The sequence below is a fragment of the Pseudarthrobacter sp. ATCC 49987 genome, from assembly GCF_009928425.1.
Lineage (GTDB): Bacteria > Actinomycetota > Actinomycetes > Actinomycetales > Micrococcaceae > Arthrobacter.
The window spans coordinates 2,071,882-2,095,044 of record NZ_JAABNS010000001.1 but is presented as its reverse complement, the minus strand read 5'-3'; the positions used below and the strand labels follow the sequence as shown (position 1 = coordinate 2,095,044).

The 23,163-nt window shown below is 68.1% G+C and carries 20 protein-coding genes; 16 read left to right on the top strand and 4 right to left on the bottom strand.

Features of this window, described 5'->3' with window-relative positions:
- Positions 1–17: 17 nt before the first annotated feature.
- The 3 genes from GXK59_RS09915 to GXK59_RS09905 all read left to right on the top strand — a co-directional run bounded on the left by GXK59_RS09915 (position 18) and on the right by GXK59_RS09905 (position 4,788).
- The gene (locus tag GXK59_RS09915) at positions 18–2,708 is read left to right on the top strand and encodes a bifunctional acetate--CoA ligase family protein/GNAT family N-acetyltransferase (protein ID WP_160666389.1); all 2,691 of its coding nucleotides are present in this window, start codon (positions 18–20) and stop codon (positions 2,706–2,708) included.
- Positions 2,709–2,816: 108 nt separating this feature from the next.
- Entirely contained in the window at positions 2,817–3,560 is a 744-nt protein-coding gene (locus tag GXK59_RS09910; RefSeq protein ID WP_160666387.1) for a DUF5998 family protein, read from the top strand.
- 1 nt (position 3,561) lies between these two features.
- Positions 3,562–4,788, top strand: coding sequence for an alkaline phosphatase family protein (locus tag GXK59_RS09905; protein ID WP_160669087.1), 1,227 nt, complete (start codon positions 3,562–3,564; stop codon positions 4,786–4,788).
- Positions 4,789–4,840: 52 nt separating this feature from the next.
- Here the strand turns inward: GXK59_RS09905 and sepH are convergent, their stop codons facing one another.
- On the bottom strand, positions 4,841–6,193 hold the full coding sequence (sepH, locus tag GXK59_RS09900) for a septation protein SepH (RefSeq protein ID WP_160666385.1): 1,353 nt from the start codon (positions 6,191–6,193) through the stop codon (positions 4,841–4,843).
- Between the two features lie 356 nt (positions 6,194–6,549).
- Here sepH and GXK59_RS09895 point away from each other — a divergent pair, with 356 nt between their 5' ends.
- The gene (locus tag GXK59_RS09895; protein ID WP_160666384.1) at positions 6,550–6,849 is read left to right on the top strand and encodes a DUF4193 domain-containing protein; all 300 of its coding nucleotides are present in this window, start codon (positions 6,550–6,552) and stop codon (positions 6,847–6,849) included.
- Here GXK59_RS09895 and GXK59_RS09890 read toward each other — a convergent pair.
- Complete coding sequence (locus GXK59_RS09890; RefSeq protein WP_160666382.1) at positions 6,846–7,331, bottom strand: DUF3093 domain-containing protein; 486 nt, start codon at positions 7,329–7,331, stop codon at positions 6,846–6,848. The genes GXK59_RS09895 and GXK59_RS09890 overlap by 4 nt on opposite strands.
- Before the next feature lie 120 nt (positions 7,332–7,451).
- On the opposite strand from GXK59_RS09890, the gene dut reads away from it, so the two are divergent.
- From dut to GXK59_RS09870, 4 genes are all read left to right on the top strand, one after another.
- Positions 7,452–7,991: a dUTP diphosphatase gene (dut, locus tag GXK59_RS09885; protein ID WP_443094277.1), complete on the top strand. Its 540-nt coding sequence runs from the start codon at positions 7,452–7,454 to the stop codon at positions 7,989–7,991.
- Between the two features lie 190 nt (positions 7,992–8,181).
- Entirely contained in the window at positions 8,182–8,904 is a 723-nt protein-coding gene (locus GXK59_RS09880) for a DUF3710 domain-containing protein (RefSeq protein ID WP_160666381.1), read from the top strand.
- Positions 8,897–9,316, top strand: coding sequence for a hypothetical protein (locus GXK59_RS09875; RefSeq protein WP_160666379.1), 420 nt, complete (start codon positions 8,897–8,899; stop codon positions 9,314–9,316). The genes GXK59_RS09880 and GXK59_RS09875 overlap by 8 nt, the downstream gene beginning before the upstream one ends.
- Positions 9,313–10,056 (top strand): DUF3159 domain-containing protein, encoded by a 744-nt coding sequence (locus tag GXK59_RS09870; RefSeq protein WP_160666377.1) that lies wholly within the window; start codon positions 9,313–9,315, stop codon positions 10,054–10,056. The genes GXK59_RS09875 and GXK59_RS09870 overlap by 4 nt, the downstream gene beginning before the upstream one ends.
- Positions 10,057–10,074: 18 nt before the next feature.
- On the opposite strand, the gene GXK59_RS09865 is transcribed toward GXK59_RS09870, so the two are convergent.
- Both GXK59_RS09865 and GXK59_RS09860 read right to left on the bottom strand, forming a co-directional pair.
- Positions 10,075–10,800 (bottom strand): potassium channel family protein, encoded by a 726-nt coding sequence (locus GXK59_RS09865; protein ID WP_160666375.1) that lies wholly within the window; start codon positions 10,798–10,800, stop codon positions 10,075–10,077.
- Complete coding sequence (locus tag GXK59_RS09860; protein ID WP_160666373.1) at positions 10,801–11,472, bottom strand: potassium channel family protein; 672 nt, start codon at positions 11,470–11,472, stop codon at positions 10,801–10,803. It abuts the gene before it with no gap.
- Positions 11,473–11,672: 200 nt separating this feature from the next.
- Between GXK59_RS09860 and GXK59_RS09855 the strand changes: the two genes are divergently transcribed.
- From GXK59_RS09855 to GXK59_RS09820, 8 genes are all read left to right on the top strand, one after another.
- Positions 11,673–13,616 carry an APC family permease gene (locus tag GXK59_RS09855; RefSeq protein ID WP_160669085.1) on the top strand — a complete coding sequence of 648 codons (1,944 nt, stop codon included), beginning with the start codon at positions 11,673–11,675 and terminating at the stop codon, positions 13,614–13,616.
- A complete protein-coding gene (locus GXK59_RS09850; protein ID WP_160666371.1) occupies positions 13,613–14,959 on the top strand; it encodes a class I SAM-dependent RNA methyltransferase in 1,347 nt (448 codons plus the stop codon). Before GXK59_RS09855 ends, GXK59_RS09850 begins: the two co-directional genes overlap by 4 nt.
- Positions 14,960–15,131: 172 nt before the next feature.
- Positions 15,132–17,945, top strand: coding sequence for an aconitate hydratase (locus tag GXK59_RS09845; RefSeq protein ID WP_160666369.1), 2,814 nt, complete (start codon positions 15,132–15,134; stop codon positions 17,943–17,945).
- A 142-nt stretch (positions 17,946–18,087) separates the two neighbouring features.
- Positions 18,088–20,061, top strand: a complete 1,974-nt coding sequence (gene dxs / locus GXK59_RS09840) for a 1-deoxy-D-xylulose-5-phosphate synthase (protein ID WP_160666367.1) — start codon at positions 18,088–18,090, stop codon at positions 20,059–20,061.
- A gap of 94 nt (positions 20,062–20,155) precedes the next feature.
- Positions 20,156–20,713: a hypothetical protein gene (locus GXK59_RS09835; RefSeq protein WP_160666365.1), complete on the top strand. Its 558-nt coding sequence runs from the start codon at positions 20,156–20,158 to the stop codon at positions 20,711–20,713.
- 67 nt (positions 20,714–20,780) lie between these two features.
- Positions 20,781–20,999, top strand: a complete 219-nt coding sequence (locus GXK59_RS09830; protein ID WP_056431439.1) for a hypothetical protein — start codon at positions 20,781–20,783, stop codon at positions 20,997–20,999.
- An 82-nt stretch (positions 21,000–21,081) separates the two neighbouring features.
- Positions 21,082–22,059: an aldo/keto reductase gene (locus tag GXK59_RS09825; protein ID WP_160666363.1), complete on the top strand. Its 978-nt coding sequence runs from the start codon at positions 21,082–21,084 to the stop codon at positions 22,057–22,059.
- A 72-nt stretch (positions 22,060–22,131) separates the two neighbouring features.
- Positions 22,132–23,163, top strand: coding sequence for a nucleoside hydrolase (locus GXK59_RS09820; RefSeq protein ID WP_160666361.1), 1,032 nt, complete (start codon positions 22,132–22,134; stop codon positions 23,161–23,163).

The following is a 23,163-nucleotide window of genomic DNA, read 5'->3' as shown; positions in this document are numbered from 1 at the left end:
ATGACTAGGCTAAGCCTATGGTGGATCAGCCCGCGGACGGCGTATATCCGGAATATTGGGAAGCTGATGTTGTCCTGCGCGACGGCGGGACGGCCCATCTGCGCCCGATCCACCCCTCCGACGCGGACGCCGTCCAGGCTTTCCACGTGGGACAGTCGCAGAAGTCCATCTACATGCGCTTCTTCGCGTTCAAGTCCAAACTCTCCGCCAAGGAACTCAAACGGTTCACCGAGGTGGACTACAAGGACCGGGTGGCCCTCGTGATCACCATCGGCGGGGAGATCATGGGCATCGGCCGCTACGACCGGCTCGATGATCCCGAGGAAGCGGAAGTCGCGTTCAACATCTCCGACGCGCACCAGGGCCGCGGGATCGGGTCCATCCTGCTCGAACACCTCGCCGCCGCCGCCCGGGAGAACGGGATCCGGAAATTCAGCGCCGAGGTGCTCCCGGAAAACCGCAAGATGCTCATGGTCTTCTCCGACGCCGGCTACGACGTCAAACGCCACTTCGACGACGGTGTGGTCAGCCTCGAATTCAATATCGACCCCACGGACAAGTCACGCGCCGTGATGGAATCCCGCGAACACCGGGCCGAGGCCCGCAGCATCCAGGAACTCCTCGCCCCGTCCTCCGTCGCGGTGATCGGCGCCAGCCGCAAATGGGGCACCGTGGGCTACCAGCTGCTGGAGCACATCATCGAAGGCGGCTTCACCGGCCCGGTCTACGCGATCAACCCGGAAGCCTTCGAGCTTGCCGGCATGCTCTCCTTCGCCCGGCTCTCCGAGGTGCCCGGCCCCGTCAAGCTCGCCATCATCGCCGTCCCGTACGCCGAGGTGCCCAAGGTCGTTCAGGAATGCGGCGCCGCCGGGGTCAAGGGGATCGTGGTGGCCACCGCCGGGTACGCGGACGACGGCGAACGCGGCCTCGCCCGGCAGCGCGAACTCGTCCGGCAGGCCCGCGCCAACGGCATGCGCGTGATCGGCCCCGCCTCGCTGGGCATCATGAACACCAACCCCGCCGTGTCGCTGAACGCCTCAATGGCGCCCGCGCTGGCCCGCCGCGGCGGCCTGGGCCTGTTCAGCCAGTCGGCAGCGATCGGTGTCTCCCTCTACGCCGCCTCCAGCCGGCGCCGCGTCGGGATCTCCACGTTCCTCTCGGCCGGCAACCGCGCCGACGTCTCCGGCAACGACATGATGCAGTTCTGGGAGGACGACGCCGACACGACCGCCGTCGGGCTCTATCTTGAATCGATCGGCAACCCGCGCAAGTTTTCCCGGCTGGCCCGGCGACTGGCCCGGACCAAACCCGTCATCGTGGCGAAGTCCGACGCGATGGGCCTGGGGCTGCCTCCCGGCCACGCCGTCCGCACCACCCAGGCCCCGCCGGAGGCCGTCGACGCGATGATGCGCCAGGCCGGCGTGATCCGGGTCGAAACCATCGAACAGCTTATGGACGTCGCCCAGATCGTCTCAAGCCAGCCCCTGCCGAAGGGGCCGGGAATCGCCGTCTTCAGCAACTCCCGGGCGCTTGGGAAGGTCGTCGCGGACAGCGCGGCGGCGCAGGGACTGGGTGTGGATCGCATCGTTACCGACGTCGACCTCGACGCCGGAATGTCGGTTGCACTTCCCGCGCTGCGGCACAGCCTGCAGGAAGTCCTCACGGCGGACACCGTCCACGCCGTGGTGGTCGCGCTGCTGCCGGCCCACGGCCTCACCGTGGAGAAGATCGCCGGGGTGCTGGCCGAATGTTCGGTGGCGGCGGGCAAGCCCGTGGTCGCGGCATTCAGCGGGCTCCTGGACCCGTCCATCTACGTGGAGGGGATGGTCGGCGACGAAGCGGGCGCCACTGTGGTTCCCTGCTACTCCAACCCCGGCGCGGCAGTCGCGGCGTTGGCTGCCGTGGTCCGCTACGCCCAGTGGCTGGACCGGGACCAGGGACTCTTCGTGGAACCCGAGGGCTGCGACCCCGACGGCACCCACGACGAGCTGGAACGCCTGCTGGACAAGGTCGGCGGCGAGCATCTGGTCCGGCTGGACCCGGACACGGCCGCGAGCCTGCTGGCCCGTTACGGCATCCGGGTGGTCCCGTCCGTCGGCTTCGAAACGGCCGACCAGGCCGTCGCGGCCGCGGACAGGCTCGGCTGGCCGGTGGCCTTGAAGACCACCGACCCCGCGCTGCGGCACCGACTGGACCTCGGCGGGGTGCGCCTGGACATCCAGGACGCGGACTCGCTGCGCCGGAACGTCCTGGAAATGCGCAAGTCGCTGGAGCGCTACGGCTCGCCGTCCCTCGAGGTGCAGACCATGGCCCCGGTGGGGCAGGCCTGCACGTTCCGCGCCATCGAGGATCCGCTGCTGGGCCCGGTAGTCTCCTTCGGCCTGGCCGGCGACGCCGTGAACCTGCTGGACGACTGGGCCCACCGGGTGCCGCCGCTCTCCGGCTCGGACCTGCATGACTTCATCCGGGCGCCCCGTGCCTCACGGAAGCTCTTCGGCTACCAGGGGCTCCCGGCCGTGGACGCCCGCGCCCTCGAGGACCTTGCTGCCCGGCTGGCCCGGCTCAAGGACAACCACCCGGAAATCGCGCTCGTCGACTTCAACCCCGTCCTCGCCGGGCCGGAGGGGGCCGCCATCCTCGCGGCCGACGTCCGGATCGCCAACGCCGCCCAGCGCACCGACAGCGCCCGCCGCGCCATGCGCAGCTGACTCTGCGGGACAGCGGCGGAACAGCGGCAGGGGCCGGGGGAGCGGCGGGGGCACCCCGCAGGCAGCAACGGTTAGCATGTCCCCAGCCGATCTGTGAAAATGGAGACCATGAGCTTTCAGTCTCCAACACCCAAGCACCAGGCGGCCGTCTCCGGGCGCCCGGGCGCGCACCACCAAGGCCTGCATGACCACAGTGCGCAGGGTCAAAGCCTGAAGGGGGCCCTCCAGCAGGCCGGTTTCTATCCACCGCTCGTGGCCGACGTCGTCGCCGACGCCCTCGACGGGCGCGACTGCGTGGCGCACCTGGTGCATCTTGAGACGCACTTCGACCGCGCCGAGGTCCGCCGCCACATCACCGTGCTGGTCCTGACCGAGGACATGCTGGTCATCACCCACGTGGACGACCAGCAGCTCGACGACGCAGGCGAGCAGATCGTCGCGCAGGTCTCCACGGAATCCGTGCCTGTGACGCAGATCCGCTCCGTGGTGCTCAGCTACGTGTACGCCCAGCCCCAGGACTACAAACCGTCGGATCCGGTCCGCGAACTGACCCTGTCCATCGCCTGGTCCGGCGGCCAGCGCCTCGACATGGGCCCGGCGAGCTGCGGCGACCCGCAGTGCGACGCCGACCATGGCTACAGCGGCACCATCGCCCAGGAGGACATTGTGCTCCGGATCAGCGCCGAGGCCGACGGCCTGCAGGCCGTCCAGGACGCCAAGCTGTTCGCCCGCGCCCTCCGCGCGGTGAACACCGGTTCCTCCGCCCCGGCGCCGCACACCGGCCCGGGACTTCCGCCGCGCCCGCGGATGGGTGTCTTCGGAAGCCGCATCAGCCGCGGCCACCAGCGCTGAGATGGCGCCGGTCCGCGTGCCCCAGGCCCTGTCCTCCCCCCAGGCCCTTCCCCAGAACCTGCCGGCAGCACCGGCCTTCGGTGACCGCTCCATCGCCGAGGTGCTCACGAGCGCTGCTGCCAGCGTGGGGGTGCCGGGCTTCGAGAACCGCCTCAAGCTCCCCGCGGCCAAGCGCATTTGCGTCGTCCTCGCCGACGGGCTGGGCCGTAACCTGCTCAAACAGAAGTCGGCGCACACGCCGTTCCTGCGCGCTGTGATGCAGTCCGGCCAGGGCCAGGTGCCCGTCTCCCTGGACTCGGCATTCCCGTCCACCACTGCAGCGTCCCTGGCCAGCTTCGGCACCGGCCTCGGGGCCGGGCAGCACGGCATGGTCGGCTACGACGTGCTGGACCCGGACCAGGACCGGGTGGTCAATATGCTGGGCGGCTGGGACGCGGGCGTCGATCCGGAACGGTGGCAGCCCTTCCCGACCGTCTTCCAGCGGGCCGCGGAGCATGTTCAGGTCACAACCGTCAGTCTTCCTCAGTTCAGCGACTCCGCCATGACCCGGGCCGCGCTCAGGGGCGGCCAATACGTCACGGCCACCACCTCGCACGCCAGGACCGCGGCCGCCGCGGAGGCGATGGCCGGTGCCGGGGGGTCGCTCATGTACTTCTACGTCAACGAACTGGACAAGGCGGGGCACCGCCACGGCTGCCAGTCACCGCAGTGGGAGCACCAGCTCGAGGAACTCGACGCCACCGTCAAACGGCTCAGCGCCACCCTGCCGGCAGGCACCACCATCCTGCTTACGGCGGACCACGGCATGCTTGACGTGCCGCCATCCCAGCGGATTGACTATTCCGCGGACCCGGCCCTCGTGGCCGGGGTCCGTCACACCGCGGGTGAGCCGCGAATGCTCCACCTGTACCTGGAGGAGACGGAAGGCGACGCCGGGCGGGTACGGCTGCTGGAGGCCTGGCGGGCCCGCTTCGGCGACCGGATTTGGGCCTTCACCCGGGAGGAAGCCATCGCGGCGGGGCTCTTCGGCGAGGTCCGGGCTGAGGTCGCTCCGCGGATCGGTGACGTGATGATCGCGGCCAGGGATGCCTTGGCCTTCTATGACACGAGGCGGGTCCGGCCGACGGCCCTTGACGTGGTGGGCCAGCACGGCTCGCTGACAAAAGCCGAACGCGAAGTCCCGCTGCTGTGTTTCCAGGCCGACGGAAAAAGAGCCCCCCGCGCCTGACTGCGCGCGAAGGGCCCTGAAACGCGGGAGAACCTGGCCTCCCGGTCAAGCGCTAGTCCCCGCGGGCTCCGAAGACGATTTCGTCCCAGCTCGGAATGCTGGAGCGCTTTGGCTTCGCGGGCTGGCGCTCCGGCTGCTCCGCATCGCGGTCATCCGGGGCCGCCGCAGGTGGTTCACGGTGCTGGCGCCGTGACGTTGCGCCGCCGAGGAGCTCGTCGAGGCCCGGGCTGGACGTCGGTCCCGGCTTGGCGACGGGCCGCAACTGCGACGCGACGATGGTGATTTCCCGGGTTTCGGTACTGACGCCGTCATGCAGTTTCAGGGCGTCGTCCGGTTCCTCCTGATGACGGGGAGCCAGCGTGAGCCTGGACATGATCGAGGGCCGGCCGTCGCGGCGGCGTTCCCAGGGATCGGCGGCAGGACGGGGTTCGGGCTCCGCGGCCTCGGTTGCCTCAGGCTCCGGGGTTCCGGCTCCGGAATCGGCCGGTTCCGGATCGGCCGGTACCTCCGCAAGGACTTCGGAGGGCCGCGGGTGGGCCGCGGGGACGCCGTTGGTCAGGAGCTGAGCGAGGGCGTCGTCGGCGTCTTCGTCCACGCCGAGGCGCTGCCCGCGCCGGGAGCGCAGCATGTCCAGCAACCCGTCGGCTTCCTGTTCCTGCTGCAGCTTCAGCTGCTGGACGACCTGGAGCTGGGAGGTTGCGGTCCGCGCGGCTGCGTCGGCGTCGGTTTCGAAATCAAAGGGCCGGTCGGAGACAGCGGTGAGCCGGCGGGCCGGGACGGGACCGTCGAGGGGCTCGAGTTCGCTGAGCTGCTGCGCCCAGCGGTTCGCATTCTGCAGGGATTTCCGGGCCGGGCTGAACGTCCACATGGCCGGCGGTTCCTCGCCGATGCCCACCGTGCCGCCGGGCTTCGCCTCGAAGCGCGCCACCACGTTCCAGCTGCCGTCCGGGCGCCGCCACGAGTCCCATTCCACGGTGGAGGCTTCAATGCCGTGAGCGCTGAGCCGGTGGGCCACCATGTCGCCGAGTGACGCCGGGTGGTCACCGAACACGGAACGGTAAACGTCGTGGCCGGGGGCGGGCGCGGCGACCTCCACCTTGCGGGCCTGCTGGGCGACGTGCTCGCGCTCGGCGAGCACCGGACCCTCGTAGCGCTGGACTTTCGCGAGCGGAATTCCGGAGAGCTCCGCCACCTCTTCCGCCGTCGAGCCGCTGCGGATCCGCGCCTGGATATCGCGCGGAGACATGGCAATGGGCGCGGCGACCGCGCCGGCCTTGGCCGACGTCCGGCTGGCTGCCACCCGAAGTGCTTCATCGATTGGCAGCTGGAACATCTCGCCGCCGGTGCCGCTCAACAGGAGATGCTCCCCGTCGTCGTGGACGCCTACAAGCCGTAGATCCTGCATACAAATCCTCCACCCTGGCATTACTATCAATCGAAACTCTGCCACCGATGCGGGCCAAATCGGGTGAGGACGGAGGGCGCGCCGTCACTTTCCGCGAATTTACGCGACTTTTCGGGCCGTCTCAGGGATTGGTGCCGGCCGGGTCCGGGAGCCCGCGGCCGGAGCCCGGCGCTGCGGACCAGAGGCCTCTGGTTTTCACCGGAGGCTTAAGCAAAAATGACCCGACATCGGGCACAAAAACCGCGTGGCCGGCGTTGACACCGGAGAACCGCTCCCGGGGCCCAGGGCTACCGCCGCTGGGGTTTACCCGGGCCGGGCAATCCCACCGAACAACTGCGGAGTGTGAACAAGAACCAATGGCGACAGACTACGATGCGCCGCGCAAGACCGAGGAGGACCTCAGTGAGGACTCCCTTGAGGCGCTGAAGGCGCGGCGTACGGAGAAGCCTTCCGCGGTGGTCGACGAAGACGAAACCGACCTCGCGGAAGGCTACGAACTCCCCGGCGCGGACTTGTCCGGGGAGGAACTGCTGGTCAGGGTCCTGCCGGCCCAGGCCGACGAATTCACCTGCGCCTCCTGTTTCCTGGTCCGCCACCGGTCGCAGATTGCGCGCGAAAAGGATGGCCGCAAGTACTGCAAGGACTGCGAGGGCTAGGAATTCAGGGCGGCCAGCAACTCGTCCGGGTGGCGGGTGGAGGTGAGCCAGTACGGAGTGCGGTCGGAGGGATCGGTGATCTCGACGCGGACCACGGGATCGATCCAACCGCGGATGCACAGGAAGGCCAGGCCGTTGAGGCGGGTGCCGCGTTCGGCCGTCGCCTCCTTGCCGCGGAACTCGGATACGGCGCCCACAAAACGGCGTTCGATGGTGGCCCGGCCGACGCGCAAGGTGGAGCCGGTGACCGTGATGGCGGGGGTCGAGAGGACCAGCAGCACGGTGATGATCGCAAACAGGACCACGACCGCGGTGAGCCCGGCCGTCATGCTGATGGGGGCGAACACGAGGATCCCGGCGCCCGACAGACCCGCCGACACCAGCCAGATCCAGAAGTTCGGCCAGAGCTTCTCGTTGTACACAACGGTGGCGTCGCTGGGGGTGCTGTGGGGGGCAGGCACGGCTGCACTGGATTCGGGCATAAGCCCAGCTTTCCACTTTTCCCGGGCTATTTCACCTTGGCGGCCGCAGCGGGTGCGGGCTTCCCCGCCCGACGGCCGCGGCTAGGCCGATCTTCCCCGCTGGCGTTAGAGTGAGGGACTGTGACTGAAGAAACGACTGCAGTGGACGCCGCCGACGTAACGCCGGAAGGCATGCCGGAAGCCCCTCCAGCGGCAGAGTACGGAACCCCCACCCTCACGGTTGAGCTGAAGATGCTCGACGACGGCCTGGAACCGCCGTCGTATGCGCACCCCGGCGACGCCGGAGCGGACCTGCGCGCCCGCGAGGATGTTGTGCTGGAACCGGGGGAGCGCCGGCTGGTCCCCACTGGCGTTTCCATTGCCCTCCCCGACGGCTTTGTGGCCCTGATCCACCCGCGGTCCGGGCTCGCGACCAAGCACGGACTCACCGTGGTGAATGCCCCCGGGACCGTCGACGCCGGCTACCGCGGAGAAATTGCGGTGACACTGTTGAATACAGATCGCCACCAGGCGATTGAACTCAAACGCGGCGATAGAATTGCACAAATGGTTATTCAGCGTGTGGAGTACGCCCGGTTCCTGCCGGTCCGGGAACTCGGCGGTTCCGTTCGCGGCGGCGGAGGCTTCGGATCCACTGGCGGTTTCGGCGAGCCGGTCTGACCGGAAACCTGCGGGACCCGCAGTATTTGCCAGCAGTATTTACCAGGTGCTTATCAACAGGACCCGTTTGCAGGACGGATCAGCCGGCTGCATGAAGCAGCATGAGACAGCAGGCGCCCCGCGGACGCGGGACGACAAGCGGCACAGGATCACAACTGCGGCACACGATCGCAACTAAGGAGACGACCCCATGGTTTTTGGGCGTGGCAGGAAAGCCAAGCAGGACCAGCTGACAGACCCCGGGGAAACCCGGGAGGCAGTTGCTGACGCGTCCGCCGAGGACTCGTCCGGGGCTGCCCCCGTTCGCGGTGCCACGGGTCCCTTCGACGTCTCGGAAATCGAGGACCAGGACGGCTACGTTGACCTGGGCGCGCTCCTGATCGCTCCCGCCGAAGGCCTGCAGCTCCGGCTCGAGGTCGAGGAAGCCACCCAGCGCGTCGTCGCCGTCACCATGGACCTGAACGGCTCGAGCCTCCAGCTCCAGGCTTTCGCTGCGCCCCGCTCCGAAGGCCTGTGGGACGAAATCCGTGAGCAGATCGGCCAATCCGTTGGCAGCCAGGGCGGCCAGGTCGAGGAGGTCCAGGGCAGTTTCGGCACCGAACTGCTCGCCAAGCTCCCGGCCAGCGGCGCCGACGGAAGCCACGGCTACCGGGTCGCCCGGTTCATCGGCGTCGACGGTCCGCGCTGGTTCCTCCGCGGCGTGTTCGGCGGCGAGGCCGCTGTTGACCGCGACGCGGCCGCCGGGCTTGAGGGGCTGTTCCGGCAGCTCGTGGTGGTGCGCGGCGAAAGCCCCATGCCGCCCCGCGACCTGCTGCAGCTCCGCCTGCCCAAGGACAACGCCGTGCCCGCACCGCAGTCCGCCCCGGACCTGGAGCAGCCGGAACGCGGACCGGAGATTACCCAGATTGGCTGATGCCCCCCGCCAGGAACCGGCCTCCTCCGTCTCCGTGAGGGGGTTGCCGGACCGTGGCCGCGTGTTGTGCCACGGCTACATCGAGGCGGTCACCTACGCTCCGGCAGGCCACGTCGCGGCCTTCACCGCGATTGTTGTCGACCATAATGCGCCGCCGGCCGGGAAGAGCGTGGCTGCGGCACTTCCAGCCGGATCCGACACGCCTGCCGCCACGCCCGAGGCAGGCCCGCGGCGCCAGCGGCCCTCCGTTCCGAAGGACCGGCTCCGGGTGGTGTGGCTCGGACGCCGCCGCATTCCCGGGGTCGACGCCGGCACGGAACTCCGCCTGCAGGGCATGGTCACCGTGCGCGACGGCCTGCCCACCATGTTCAATCCCCGCTACGAAATACTCTCCCGCCAGGAGGAGCAATGACCGTGCCCGAGAAGCCCGAGCCCGCCGCAGTCCATCCGACGGCAGTGCAGCCAGCAGCTGACCAGCCAACGGTCGCGCAGCTGGCGGAAGGCTATGCGGCCAAGGCCGGACTGCACCGTTCCGGCAACGGCAACATCGACGTGCTTAAGAGCGCCGGCGGGATCCAGGGCATTGCCGAGAGCATCCTCCCCGGCCTGGTCTTCCTGGTCGCTTTTACGATCACCCGCGAACTGCCCCTGGCCCTGGTCTCGTCACTGGCCGTGGCCGCGGCGTTCACCGTCGCCCGGCTGGTCCAGCGCAAACCGCTGACCCAGGCACTGGCGGGGATTGCCGGCGTCGGGGTTTCCGCCTGGCTGGCCAACACCACAGGCAAAGCTGAGGACTTCTACGTCCCGGGGTTCTTCACCAACGCCGCCTACATCGTGGCGATGGCGGTCTCGATTGCCGTCCGCTGGCCCTTTGCCGGCCTGATCTTCGGCTTCGTCCGGAACGAAGGCCTGGACTGGCGGAAGAAACCGGCCCGGGTCAAGGCCTACCAGATCGGCACCTGGGTGATCATCGGAGTGCTGGCGCTGCGGCTTCTGGTCCAGGTTCCGCTGTACTTCATGGGCGAGCCCGGCTTCGCTGCCCTCGCCACGACCCGGCTGCTGATGGGTGCTCCGCTGTACATCCTGGGCATCTGGGTCGCGTGGCTGCTGACCCGGCCAGCTCCCGCCGAAACGGACGAAACGCCCGCCTAAGCTGTCTGCTCAACCTGGCTAGCCGTCGAAACCGTCGTCCGAGGTGACGGGCTGCTGCCCGTCGGCGTGCTCGTCCTCGCCCTGCGACTCCGGCGAGAGCAGGGCGCGCAGCTCGTCCTCAGCCGCGATCGTGGTCACGAAGAACAGCTCGTCCCCGCCGTCGATGACGTCATCACGGCTCGGCGTGATCGGCGCCTGGTCCCGCAGGATCGCCACGAGGGTCGAATCCTCGGGCCACTCAATGTCGCCCACGGTCAGGCCCACCACGTGCGAATCGTGCGGGACCGTAAACTCGACCAGCGATGACACGCCGGTCTGCAGCGTCAGCAGGCGGACGAGGTCGCCGATCTCCACCGCCTCCTCGACCAGGGCGGTCATAAGCTGCGGGGTGTTAACCGCGACGTCGACGCCCCAGGAGTCGTCGAACATCCAGTCGTTCTTGGGGTTGTTGACCCGGCCCACCGTGCGTCCGACGCCGAATTCGGTCTTCGCCAGCAGCGAGACCACCAGGTTGACCTTGTCATCACCCGTAGCGGAAACCACGACGTCGGCGTCCTCGAGTTTCGCGTCCTGGAGGGTGCTCAGCTCGCAGGCATCGCCCACCAGCCAGTGCGCGCCGCGCAGGCCGCTGCGCCCGATCACCTCAGGCTTGAGGTCGATCAGCAGGATCTCGTGTTTGTGGGCCAGCAGTTCGCGCGCGATCGAGGAACCGACGCTTCCCGCCCCGACAATAACGACTTTCACTTAGGACTCCTTGGCGGGGGACTTGGCAAGAATATGGGCGACTTCGCTGCTGCGGTCCACACCGAGCATGGCGTGCACGGTGTCCCCGTCCTGGTACAGCGTGCCGGCGACGGGCAGCATGCCCTCGCCGAACCGTGTCAGGTAGGCGACGCGGATCCCGGCGGCCTTCTCTATCGAGGTGACCGGGTGGCCGATCCACTCCGTGTTCAGGTCCACCTCGGCGAGCACGAGCCGGCCCGAGGGGTCCCGGTAGTCGCCCGCCAGGTGCTGTTCGGGCAGGATCCTCCGAAGCACCTGGTCCGCGCTCCAGCGCACGGCGGCGACAGTGGGGATGCCAAGGCGCTGGTAGATCTCCGCGCGGCCCGGGTCATAGATCCTGGCGACAACGTGGGGGACATGGAAGGTCTCGCGGGCCACGCGGGTGGCCAGGATGTTGGAGTTGTCGCCGCTGGAGACGGCCGCAAAGGCATAGGCATCCGCGACACCGGCCTGCTTGAGGGTCTCGCGGTCAAAGCCGACGCCGGTGACCTTGCGGCCGGTGAAGCCCGTGCGGAGCCGCCGGAAGGCGCGGTCGTCCTGGTCGATGATGGCCACGGAGTGGCCCGCATCCTCGAGCGTGTGCGCGAGGGTTGCCCCCACGCGGCCACAACCCATAATCACGAAGTGCGCCAACCGTGCCTCCTCAAGCTTTTGTGTCTGCTGCTGCGTAAAACTCTACCGGCCACAGCGCCGCGCGGAGCCAGCCCCGCCGCGGCCGGTGCGGGGCGCCCGGGAGCCGCCGTGGGGCTGCGGCCGGCCGCCGTCATGACATCGCGTCCGAATGCGACTAGCTTTGTGGAGTGCCGACAATATTCAATGCCGTGAAGCGGGTGATGGTAGGCAAGCCCTTCCGGAACGACAGCCTGGCCCACACCCTGCTTCCGAAGCGGATCGCGCTTCCCATCTTCGCCTCCGACGCCCTGTCCTCCGTGGCCTATGCCCCCGATGAAATCCTCCTGACCCTGGCCCTGGCCGGCGTCAGCGCCGTGGCGTTCTCGCCCTGGGTCGGGCTGGCCGTCATGGTGGTGCTGCTGACCGTTGTCGCCTCCTACCGGCAGAACGTCCACGCCTACCCCTCCGGCGGCGGCGACTACGAGATCGCGAACGAGAACCTGGGCAAATATGCCGGACTCACCGTCGCCTCCGCGCTGCTGGTCGACTACGTGCTCACTGTTGCCGTGTCGATGTCCTCGGCCGCCGCCTACCTCACGACGGCCGTTCCCTCGCTGCACGGGCAGCAGGCGGCCATCGCGGTGATCGGCGTCGTGATCCTGGCCCTCGTGAACCTGCGCGGGATCAAGGAAGCCGGCAGCGTTTTCGCCGTCCCCACCTACATCTTTATGGCCTCCATCCTCGGCATGACCGCCATCGGCATCTTCCAGGCCGCCACCGGCCAGCTGGGGGAGGCCCCCTCGGCAGCCTTCACGATCGTTCCCGCAGCGGGCTTCGACGAGGGACTGGTCGGACTCGCCGGCGCGTTCCTGCTGCTGCGCGCCTTCTCCTCGGGCGCCGCCGCCCTGACCGGCGTCGAAGCCATCAGCAACGGCGTGCCGAACTTCCAGAAGCCCAAGTCCAAGAACGCGGCCACCACGCTGCTGCTGCTGGGCGTGATCGCGGCCTCCATGCTGGCCGGGATCATCTACCTGGCCAATGCCACCAAGGTGCACATCGTGCTGGACCCGGCCAAGGAATTCCTGCTGGACGGCAAACCGCTCCCCGAGGACTACATCCAGAACCCGGCCATCAGCCAGATCGCCCAGACCGTCTTCGGCGCGGGCTCCATCCCCTTCTACATTGTGGTCGCCGCCACCGGCGTGATCCTGGTGTTCGCCTCCAACACAGCCTTCAACGGTTTCCCGGTCCTCGGCTCGATCCTGGCCCAGGACGGCTACCTGCCCCGCCAGCTGCGGACCCGCGGTGACCGGCTCGCGTTCAGCAACGGCGTCCTGGCGCTGGCCGCCGGCGCCCTCGTGCTGATCATCGCGTTCGACGCCGACGTCACCAAACTCATCCAGCTCTACATCGTGGGCGTCTTCATCTCGTTCACCCTGAGCCAGCTCGGCATGATCCGGCACTGGGGCCGGGAACTGAAGCTCGAGAAAGACCCCGCCGTCAAGCTGCGCATGCTCAAGTCGCGCACCATCAACACGATCGGCTTCGGGATGACCGCGCTGGTCCTGGTGATTGTGCTGATCACCAAGTTCGAGCAGGGCGCCTGGATTGCGCTGCTGGCCATGTTCGCGCTCTTCCTGATCATGTGGAGCATCCGGGCGCACTACGACAACGTGGCCAAGGAACTGGCCGTGGACGAGGACTCCTCGCCGCGGGCCCTGCCCACCCGCGTGCACGCCGTGCTGCTCGTCTCGCACGTCCGCAAGCCGGTGCTGCGCGCGCTTGCCTACGCCCGCGCGTCACGGCCGTCCCGGCTGGACGCCATCACGGTGGACATCAGCAGCGAAGAGACCGAACAGACGGTCGCGGACTGGGAGAAGCTGGAAATCCCGGTACCGTTGACGGTGCTGGCCAGCCCGTTCCGCGAAACGGTCACCCCCATCATGGAGTACATCAAGAACATGCGGCGCGATTCGCCCCGCGACCTGATTGTCGTCTACATCCCCGAGTACGTCGTGGGTAAGTGGTGGGAGCAACTGGTCCACAACCAGACCGCCCTGCGCATCAAGACCCGGCTGCATTTCGAGCCGGGCGTGATGGTGGCCAGCGTGCCGTGGCAGCTGAAATCCTCCGAAGAAGCCAAGAGACTGCAGGACATCCAATGAGCTCCGATACCCAGACGCAAGCCCACACCGAACTGATTGTCGACGTCGGGCCGGTCGCCCACGGCGGGCACTGCGTGGCCCGGCACGAGGGACGCGTGGTCTTCGTCCGCCACGGCATCCCCGGCGAGAAGGTCCGGGTCCGCCTGACCGAGTCCGGCCCGGACGCCAAGTTCTGGCGCGGCGACGTTGTCGAAGTCCTGGCGGCATCCCCCGACCGGGTGGAGCATTTCTGGGACCTGGCGGATTCCGCGCGGTCCTGGTCGCACCGCCACCCGCCCGTGGGCGGCGCCGAACTCGGCCACATCTCCCTCAAACGCCAGCGCCGCCTCAAGGCCGAGGTGCTGGCCGAGCAGCTGCACCGCCTGGCCGGCGTCGAGGGCCCGGTAACGGTGGAAGCCGTGGGGGAGCCGGGAACGCCGGCGGCGGCCGGCCTTGGCTGGCGCACCCGTGCAGGTTTCGCCGTGACCCCGGCCGGAAAGCTCGGCATGCACGCGCACCGCTCCGACATAATCCTCCCGGTCCGGGAGATGCCCCTGGCCGTGGACGCCATCAACGCCCTCCGGCTCTGGGACATCGACCTGCAGGGCATCGAACGCGTCGAGGTCGCCGCCCCGGCGAACGGCTCCCGCCCGCTGGTGCTCCTCGTCCCGGCCGCGGGGACCCGGGCCAAGCGGCTCAGCGCGGTCCTGGCCCAGCTGCCCGAGGATATCTCGGTGGCCAGCTTTGATCCGGTCAAGGGTGAGGTGCTGCGGCTGCGCGGACGCACCTACGTGCAGGAGACCGCGTCCGGCCACGACTACCGTGTCACCGGCGACGGTTTCTGGCAGATCCACCGGGACGCCCCGGACACCCTCGTCGGTGCCGTGACCGGTTTCCTGCACGACGGCGGCTTCCTGGAACCGGGCGCCGTGGTGGCGGACCTCTACGCCGGGGCGGGGCTGTTCACCGCGCCGCTCGCGGACGCCGTGGGAGCCACCGGGTCCGTGCTGTCCGTGGAAGGATCACCCGGCACCAGCCGTGACGCCCGCAAGAACCTCCATGGCGCATCCCAGGTTGAGATCGTCCAGGGCCGGGTGGAACGGGTCCTGCGCGAGAAATCACGCAGCTTTGACGCCATCCTGCTGGACCCGCCCCGGGCGGGTGCCGGCAAGGCCGTTGTGAACCAGCTGGTCGGGGCCCGGCCCCGGGCGGTTGCCTATGTGTCCTGCGATCCGGCGTCGTTTGCCCGCGATGTGGGCTACTTCCAGCAGTCGGGCTGGGAACTGGCGGGCCTGCGGGCCTTTGACCTGTACCCGCACACTCATCACATGGAGACTGTGGCGCTACTGACTCCCCGGGGCTGAGGCCACTAGGATGGGCGGAGTAGTCCGACGTCGCGCTCCGTAATCACGGCTGACCTCCTGCACCTAAGTACCCATCCTTGTGAGAACAAGGCCGAGCACTAGTTAGGATCACCTAACTAGCAAGGGGTCTGCGGCGCGACAAAGATGAAACTGTTGCGAGAGGAGTCCTGCGATGAGCATTGTGGACAGCTTCGGTTCAAAAGGCAAACTTAATGTAGCCGGTACCGAATACGAAATTTTCCGGTTGAACTCCGTTGAAGGTGCAGAAAACCTTCCGTTCAGCCTCAAGGTATTGCTTGAAAACCTGTTGAGGACCGAGGACGGCGCCAACATTACGGCCGATCACGTCCGAGCACTGGCCGGCTGGGACCCCAGCGCCGAGCCCGACACTGAAATCCAGTTCACGCCGGCGCGCGTGATCATGCAGGACTTCACTGGTGTGCCCTGCGTTGTGGACCTTGCCACCATGCGTGAGGCAGTCAAGGAACTTGGCGGTGACCCCAAGCGGGTCAACCCGCTGGCACCTGCCGAAATGGTGATCGACCACTCCGTGCAGATCGACGCCTTCGGCAACTCCGGCGCACTGGAGCGCAACATGGAGATCGAGTACCAGCGCAACGGCGAGCGGTACCAGTTCCTCCGGTGGGGCCAGACCGCGTTCGACGACTTCAAGGTCGTCCCGCCGGGAACCGGCATCGTGCACCAGGTCAACATCGAGTACCTGGCCCGCACCGTCATGACCCGCGAAGTTGACGGCGTTGTCCGGGCCTACCCGGACACCTGCGTCGGCACCGACTCACACACCACCATGGTCAACGGCCTCGGTGTGCTGGGCTGGGGCGTTGGCGGCATCGAAGCCGAGGCGGCCATGCTGGGCCAGCCCGTCTCCATGCTGATCCCGCGCGTCGTGGGCTTCAAGCTGACCGGGTCCATCCCGGCCGGCGCGACCGCCACCGACGTCGTCCTGACCATCACCGAGCAGCTGCGCAAGCACGGTGTGGTCGGCAAGTTCGTGGAGTTCTACGGCGAAGGCGTCGCGGCTGTGCCGCTGGCCAACCGCGCCACCATCGGCAACATGAGCCCGGAGTTCGGCTCCACGGCCGCCATGTTCCCGATCGACGACGTCACCCTCGACTACCTGCGCCTCACCGGCCGCTCGGACGAGAACGTTGCCCTCGTGGAGTCCTATGCGAAGGAACAGGGCCTCTGGCACGATCCTTCCAAGGAGATCAAATTCTCCGAGTACCTCGAACTGGACCTGTCGACGGTTGTCCCGTCGATCTCCGGCCCGAAGCGCCCGCAGGACCGCATCATCCTCACCGAGTCCAAGGACCAGTTCCGCCAGGACCTGCGCAACTACGTGAAGGAAGAACTGGCCGGCGGAAGCCTGGACGAGGCGATTGACGAGAGCTTCCCCGCCTCGGATGCGCCGTCGTTCACTGCTTCCGGAACGCACCTGACCGACGAGGCTCCGCACGCGCACGGCCCCACGTCCGACGGCCGCCCGTCCAACAAGGTCAGCGTCAAGACCGCAGACGGCCGCGAGTTCGAACTGGACCACGGCGCGGTGTCGATCGCCTCGATCACGTCCTGCACCAACACGTCCAACCCGTCCGTGATGCTCGCCGCCGCACTGCTGGCCCGCAACGCCGTCGACAAGGGCCTGACCTCGAAGCCGTGGGTCAAGACCTCCGTGGCCCCCGGTTCCAAGGTTGTCACCGACTACTACAACAAGTCGGGCCTGACCCCGTACCTGGAGAAGCTTGGCTTCTACATCGTCGGTTACGGCTGCGCGACCTGCATCGGCAACTCCGGCCCGCTCGACGCCGAAATCTCCGAGGCCATCCAGGCCAACGACCTTTCCGTCACCGCCGTGCTGTCCGGTAACCGCAACTTCGAAGGCCGGATCAACCCGGACGTGAAGATGAACTACCTGGCCTCCCCGCCGCTGGTCATCGCATACGCCCTGGCTGGAACCATGGACTTCGACTTCGACGCCGACGCCCTGGGCCAGGACGAGGCCGGCAACGACATCTTCCTGAAGGACATCTGGCCCAACCCGGTCGAGGTCCAGCAGGTCATCGATTCCTCGATCGACAAGGAAATGTTCGCCCGCGGCTACGAGGGCGTCTTCGAAGGCGACGACCGCTGGAAGGCACTCTCCACCCCGGCCGGCGACACCTTCGCCTGGGACCCCAAGTCCACGTACGTCCGGAAGCCCCCGTACTTCGACGGCATGAAGGCACAGCCGGAGCCCGTCAAGGACATCACCGGCGCCCGTGTGCTGCTCAAGCTCGGCGATTCCGTCACCACGGACCACATCTCACCGGCCGGTTCCTTCAAGTCGGACACCCCGGCCGGCCAGTACCTGCTGGCCAACGGTGTGGAGCGCAAGGACTTCAACTCCTATGGCTCACGCCGTGGCAACCACGAGGTCATGATCCGCGGAACGTTCGCGAACATCCGGATCAAGAACCAGATCCTGGACGGCGTCGAGGGTGGCTTCACCCGCGACTTCACCCAGGCCGACGGCCCGCAGGCCTATGTCTACGACGCCGCGCAGAACTACGAGGCCGCCGGCATCCCGCTGGTGGTCCTGGCAGGCAAGGAATACGGCTCCGGCTCGTCGCGTGACTGGGCAGCCAAGGGCACCGCACTCCTGGGCGTCAAGGCTGTCGTGGCCGAAAGCTACGAGCGCATCCACCGCTCCAACCTGATCGGCATGGGGGTCCTGCCCCTGCAGTACCCGGCCGGCCAGAACGCTGCCAGCCTCGGGCTGACCGGCACGGAAACCTTCGCGGTTGAGGGCGTCACCGCCCTCAACGAAGGCACCACGCCGAAGACGCTCAAGGTCACGGCCACGGCCGAAGACGGCACCGTCACGTCCTTCGATGCGGTCCTGCGCATCGACACCCCGGGCGAGGCCGACTACTACCGTAACGGCGGCATCCTGCAGTACGTGCTGCGCCAGATCTCCGCGAACTAGCGCAGACCCAGCAGTCCAACGCGAAAGCCCCGGCCCGTCACCGACGGACCGGGGCTTTCCCGTTCCGGCATCCGTCCGGCACCAGGGCTTCCCCGGAGGCGTTAGAGTTAAAAGGCATGTCTACCACCCGAAGGAGGGGCCGTTGGGAATCTTGGAGACCATCCGGAATCCGCAGGACCTGAGTAAGTTGTCCGAGGCGCAGCTGGATCAGCTCGCAGCCGAAGTCAGGGAATTCCTGATCGGCAACGTCTCCCAGACGGGCGGGCACCTGGGCCCGAACCTCGGCGTCGTGGAACTCACCATCGCGGTGCACCGGATCTTCGATTCCCCCCGCGACAGCATCGTCTTCGACACCGGCCACCAGTCGTACGTGCACAAGCTCCTCACCGGACGCCAGGACTTCAGCACCCTGCGCCAGCAGGGCGGCCTGTCCGGCTACCCGGACCGCGCCGAATCCGAACACGACATCGTCGAAAGCTCCCACGCGTCTTCCTCGCTCTCCTGGGCGGACGGGATCTCCCGGGCCCGGCAGCTGACCGGCGACGGCGACCGTTACGTCATCGCCGTCGTCGGTGACGGCGCACTCACCGGCGGCATGGCCTGGGAGGCCATCAACAACATTGCCGCGGACAAAAAGCGCCGCGTCGTGATCGTCGTGAACGACAACGGCCGCTCCTACGCCCCGACCGTGGGCGGCTTCGCGGACTACCTCGCCTCGCTGCGCCCCACCATTGATTCCTTCCGCGCCGCACCCGCCTACGAAGGCACCCTGGACTGGTGGCGGCGGAAACTCCAGAACGGCGGACCCGCGGGCCAGTTCACCTACCGCAGCCTGCATGCCATGAAGAAGGGCGTCAAGGACTGGTGGGCCCCGCAGGGCATGTTCGAGGACCTCGGGATGAAATACATCGGCCCCGTGGACGGCCACGACCTCCAGGCCATGGAGATCGCCCTGTCCACCGCCAAGAATTACGCCGGTCCCGTGATCGTGCATGCCATGACCGAAAAGGGCCACGGCTACGCACCCGCCCGCGCCCATGAAGCGGACCAGTTCCACGCCGTCGGGATCATCGACCCGGAGACCGGCGAACCCACCGAGGTTGGCGGCGCGAAGTCCTGGACTGCCGTCTTCGCCGACGAGATCGCCGACATCGCGGACGAGCGCAAGGACATCGTCGGCATCACCGGCGCCATGCTGATCCCCGTCGGGCTGCACAAGTTCGCCGCGCGGCACCCGGAGCGGGTGTTCGACGTCGGCATCGCCGAGCAGCACGCCCTCACCTCCGCCGCCGGCATGGCATTCGGGGGACTGCACCCCGTCGTCGCGGTCTACGCGACCTTCCTGAACCGCGCCTTCGACCAGCTCCTGATGGACGTTGCCCTGCACAAAGCCGGTGTCACCATCGTCCTGGACCGGGCCGGCGTCACCGGGCCCGACGGCGCCAGCCACCACGGCATGTGGGACATGGCCATGGTCCAGATTGTTCCCGGACTGCACCTGGCCGCGCCCCGCGACGCCAGCCGGCTGCGCGAGGAACTCCGCGAAGCCGTCGCCATCGAGGACGCCCCCAGCGTCATCCGCTATTCCAAGGGCACCGTGGGTGCCGAGGTTGAGGCCGTCGAACGGCTCAGCGACGGTGTGGACGTGCTGGCACGCCGCCCCGCCGGCTCCAGCGAAAACGACGTGCTGATCGTCAGCGTCGGTGCGATGTCCGAACTCGCCCTGGACGTCTCGAACCGGCTCGGCGCGCAGGGCATCAGCTCCACGGTCGTGGATCCCCGCTGGCTGCTTCCGGTCCGGAAATCCATCGTCGCCCTCGCCTCCCACCACCGCCTCGTCATCTGCATCGAGGACGGGGTCCGCGCCGGCGGTGTCGGGTCCCGGATCCGGCAGGAAATGCGTGCCGCCGGAGTGGACACCGCCCTGAACGAGGTCGGCCTCCCGGTGGAGTTCCTGGACCACGGAACCCGCAGCCAGGTGCTCGAACGGGTCGGCTTGACCGCCCAGCAGATCACCCACGACGTCGTGGCCCAGGTCCTGGGGACCAAGGTGCCGTTCGCGCGTCCCCTCCCGGGCCAGGAACACCCCAGCACCGGCAGCCTGCCGATTCTGTGATGCACCAGGCATCGGACCAGCTTTACCAGGCCGTCAAGGCACAACAGCCACCCTTCGACGGCACAGACCGCGAATGGTTCAGGAGAGGACGGGCATGAGCGGGATTATCCGGGTTTACAAACGCAACGACGAAGGGGTCCTCGAATTCAGGGAGGCCTGGTTCGACGAGGACTACAGCCAGTTCGTGATGAACCACGGCGTCGTCGGGCACCAGAGCAAGACGGAGGAGACCGACGTCGCGGACGCCGCTGCCGCCGAGGGCCTGATGGACGCCTTTGCTGTGCAGTGCGCCGAAGACGGTTTTGCGGAAATTCCCGAGGACGAGCAGTCCTGGGTCGTGGCCCAGTACGCCCTCAAGACCAAGGACGGCACGGACCGCGACCGCTACCTTGAGGAAAAGGCCAAGGACGCGCTCATCAGCCACCTGGCGTGGCGGGGACTCGGAATCGTGGACCGCTCGGAATTTTCCGATGCCAAGCTCAACATCTTCATCCTCACCCCGGATGTCAACAAGGCCGTCAACGCCATCAAGGTCTGCATCCGGGGCGAGGACCTCGACTTCACCAAGCTGAGCATCGGCGCCGCAGCCTTCGGCGAGACCTCCTTCAAGCTCAAGTACTCGCCGAAGCCGGCCAACAGCTTCACGCTCTAGGTAACACCTGCAAGGGGCCGGGCACGGCTCGCATCAGTTTGGGGGCAACCGACTGAAAGGCAACGCCATGACGCGCAAATCCTCTCAACCAGGCAGCACCCCGCTCCCGGCGGGGCTGGCGGCGCCGGCACGCAAGTCGCTCGCGCACGCGGGCGTCGAGACCCTCGAGCACCTCGTGCAGCTCGGCCGGCGTCGGCTTGCCGGGATGCACGGAATCTGCCCGCGGACCCTTGCCCAGCTCGAGGATGCCCTGGACGAACGAGGGCTGGAACTGCCCGCTGGTTGACCCGGGGGAGCCCTGCCGCCGGCCAACCGCCCGCGGCCGGCCCTGCCCCGGAGCCGCTCCCGGCCGTTGTAGGCTGAATCCCATGACTGAATACCGCCGCGTAGGAAAATCCGGACTGACCGTCTCCGTCGTAGGACTTGGCTGCAACAACCTGGGCCGGGCCAATACGGCGACCGAGTCGCAGGAGGGGACTGACGCCGTCGTGCATGCGGCCCTGGACGCCGGAATCACCTTCTTCGACGTCGCTGACACTTACGGCCGGGAGCCTGGCCTCAGCGAGACGATGCTGGGCAAGGCCCTGCAGGGCCGCCGCGACGACGCCGTCATCGGCACCAAGTTCGGCATGGACATGGGCGGTGCCAACGGCAACGACTTCGGTGCCCGCGGCTCCCGCCGCTACATCATCAAGGCCGCGGAGGCCTCGCTGCGCCGGCTCGGCACGGACTGGATCGACCTCTACCAGTTCCACACGCCCGACCCGCTGACCCCGATCGAGGAGACCCTCGCCGCCCTCGACGAGCTCGTCACCAGCGGTAAGGTCCGCTACATCGGCCACTCCAACCGCGCCGGCTGGCAGATCGCCGAGGCCGAATTCACGGCCCGCGCCCGCGGCGGAGCACGCTTCATCTCCAGCCAGAACCACTACAACCTGCTGGACCGCCGTGCCGAGCTCGAGGTCACGCCGGCAGCCGAAGCGTACGGGCTGGGTGTGCTGCCGTACTTCCCTCTGGCCAACGGCCTGCTCACCGGCAAGTACGCCAAGGACACCGCGCCCGAGGGATCGCGCCTCAGCCACACCCGCACCAACCTGGTCCACGACGCCGACTGGGAACAGCTGGCTGCCTTCAGCGCCTTCGCGGCCGAGCGGGACCTGACCGAGATCCAGGTCGCCTTCTCCTGGCTCGCTGCCCAGCCCTCGGTCAGCAGCGTCATCGCCGGAGCCACCCGGCCCGAGCAGGTCCGGCAGAACGCCGCCGCCGTGGCCTGGATCCCCAGCGCCGCGGACCGTGCCGAACTCAACGACCTCTTCCCGCGCACCCCGAAGGTCGCACTGTTCTAGATGGAGCCCGTTTCGCCTGGGACCACGGGCAGCCCCCTGCCCGGGATCCCCGCTCCAACGCAGAGAATCCTGATGGACGTCGACACCGGAATCGACGACGCCCTGGCCCTCGTCTACCTGCTGTCCCGGCCGGAGGTCCACCTCCAGGCCATCACGTGCACGGCCGGGAACGTCGGTGCCCGCCAGGTTGCGCTGAACAGCCTGGCGCTGCTGGAGCTGTGCGGGCGGCAGGGCGTCGAGGTGGCCATCGGTGCCGAGGCGCCGCTGGAAATTCCACTGGTCACCACCGAGGAGACCCACGGGCCGCAAGGCATCGGCTACGCCGAACTGCCGGCGCCCGCCCAGGAGATCTCCCCGCGCCACGCCGTCGATGTCTGGGTGGAGGACGTGCGGGCGCACCCGGGGGAGATCACCGGGCTGATCACCGGACCGCTGACCAACTTCGCCCTCGCCCTGCGCCGCGAACCGGAACTGCCGCGGCTGCTCAAGGGCCTCGTCATCATGGGCGGCAGCTTCTACTACCAGGGCAACACCACGCCGACAGCGGAGTGGAACGTCTCGGTGGACCCGCACGCGGCCCGGGAAGTCTTCGCCGCGTACCGCGGACTTCCGGAGGACAAACTGCCGGTGGTGTGCGCGCTGGAAACGACGGAGCGCATCGAGATGGTGCCGGAACACCTCCGCCGCCTCGGCGAAGCCGCCGGGGCCGGGCCGGAACTGGTCCTGCCGGAGCAGGCTGAGGGCCTCCGCAGCTCCTCGGCCAACCCGATCGTAGCCTGCCTCTCGGACGCGATCCGGTTCTACATGGAATTCCACCGGCTCTACGAGCAGGGTTACGTGGCGCACATGCACGACGCCTTCGCGGCCTGCGCCGCCGTCGGACGCACCCCGTTCACCACCCGGCTGGCCACGGTCGACGTCGAAACCGGCTCACCCCTGCTGGCCGGCACCACGGTGGCGGATTTCCGCGGGCTGTGGGGCCTGCCGCCCAACGCCCGGATCGTCTCCTCCAACGACCCGGAGCGGTGCTTCGAGGAGCTGATTTCCTCGGTGGGGGCGCTGGCACGGCGGAGCATGTCCTACGGTCCGCCCGCCGCTGGTTAG

Excerpts from the sequence above, each read along its gene's own strand:
- GXK59_RS09915 (WP_160666389.1), top strand. The coding sequence starts at position 18 with ATGGTGGATCAGCCCGCGGACGGCGTATATCCGGAATATTGGGAAGCT.
- GXK59_RS09910 (WP_160666387.1), top strand. The coding sequence starts at position 2,817 with ATGAGCTTTCAGTCTCCAACACCCAAGCACCAGGCGGCCGTCTCCGGG.
- GXK59_RS09905 (WP_160669087.1), top strand. The coding sequence starts at position 3,562 with ATGGCGCCGGTCCGCGTGCCCCAGGCCCTGTCCTCCCCCCAGGCCCTT.
- sepH (WP_160666385.1), bottom strand. The coding sequence starts at position 6,193 with ATGCAGGATCTACGGCTTGTAGGCGTCCACGACGACGGGGAGCATCTC.
- GXK59_RS09895 (WP_160666384.1), top strand. The coding sequence starts at position 6,550 with ATGGCGACAGACTACGATGCGCCGCGCAAGACCGAGGAGGACCTCAGT.
- GXK59_RS09890 (WP_160666382.1), bottom strand. The coding sequence starts at position 7,331 with ATGCCCGAATCCAGTGCAGCCGTGCCTGCCCCCCACAGCACCCCCAGC.
- GXK59_RS09880 (WP_160666381.1), top strand. The coding sequence starts at position 8,182 with ATGGTTTTTGGGCGTGGCAGGAAAGCCAAGCAGGACCAGCTGACAGAC.
- GXK59_RS09870 (WP_160666377.1), top strand. The coding sequence starts at position 9,313 with ATGACCGTGCCCGAGAAGCCCGAGCCCGCCGCAGTCCATCCGACGGCA.
- GXK59_RS09855 (WP_160669085.1), top strand. The coding sequence starts at position 11,673 with ATGGTAGGCAAGCCCTTCCGGAACGACAGCCTGGCCCACACCCTGCTT.
- GXK59_RS09850 (WP_160666371.1), top strand. The coding sequence starts at position 13,613 with ATGAGCTCCGATACCCAGACGCAAGCCCACACCGAACTGATTGTCGAC.
- GXK59_RS09845 (WP_160666369.1), top strand. The coding sequence starts at position 15,132 with ATGAGCATTGTGGACAGCTTCGGTTCAAAAGGCAAACTTAATGTAGCC.
- GXK59_RS09835 (WP_160666365.1), top strand. The coding sequence starts at position 20,156 with ATGAGCGGGATTATCCGGGTTTACAAACGCAACGACGAAGGGGTCCTC.
- GXK59_RS09830 (WP_056431439.1), top strand. The coding sequence starts at position 20,781 with ATGACGCGCAAATCCTCTCAACCAGGCAGCACCCCGCTCCCGGCGGGG.
- GXK59_RS09825 (WP_160666363.1), top strand. The coding sequence starts at position 21,082 with ATGACTGAATACCGCCGCGTAGGAAAATCCGGACTGACCGTCTCCGTC.
- GXK59_RS09820 (WP_160666361.1), top strand. The coding sequence starts at position 22,132 with ATGGACGTCGACACCGGAATCGACGACGCCCTGGCCCTCGTCTACCTG.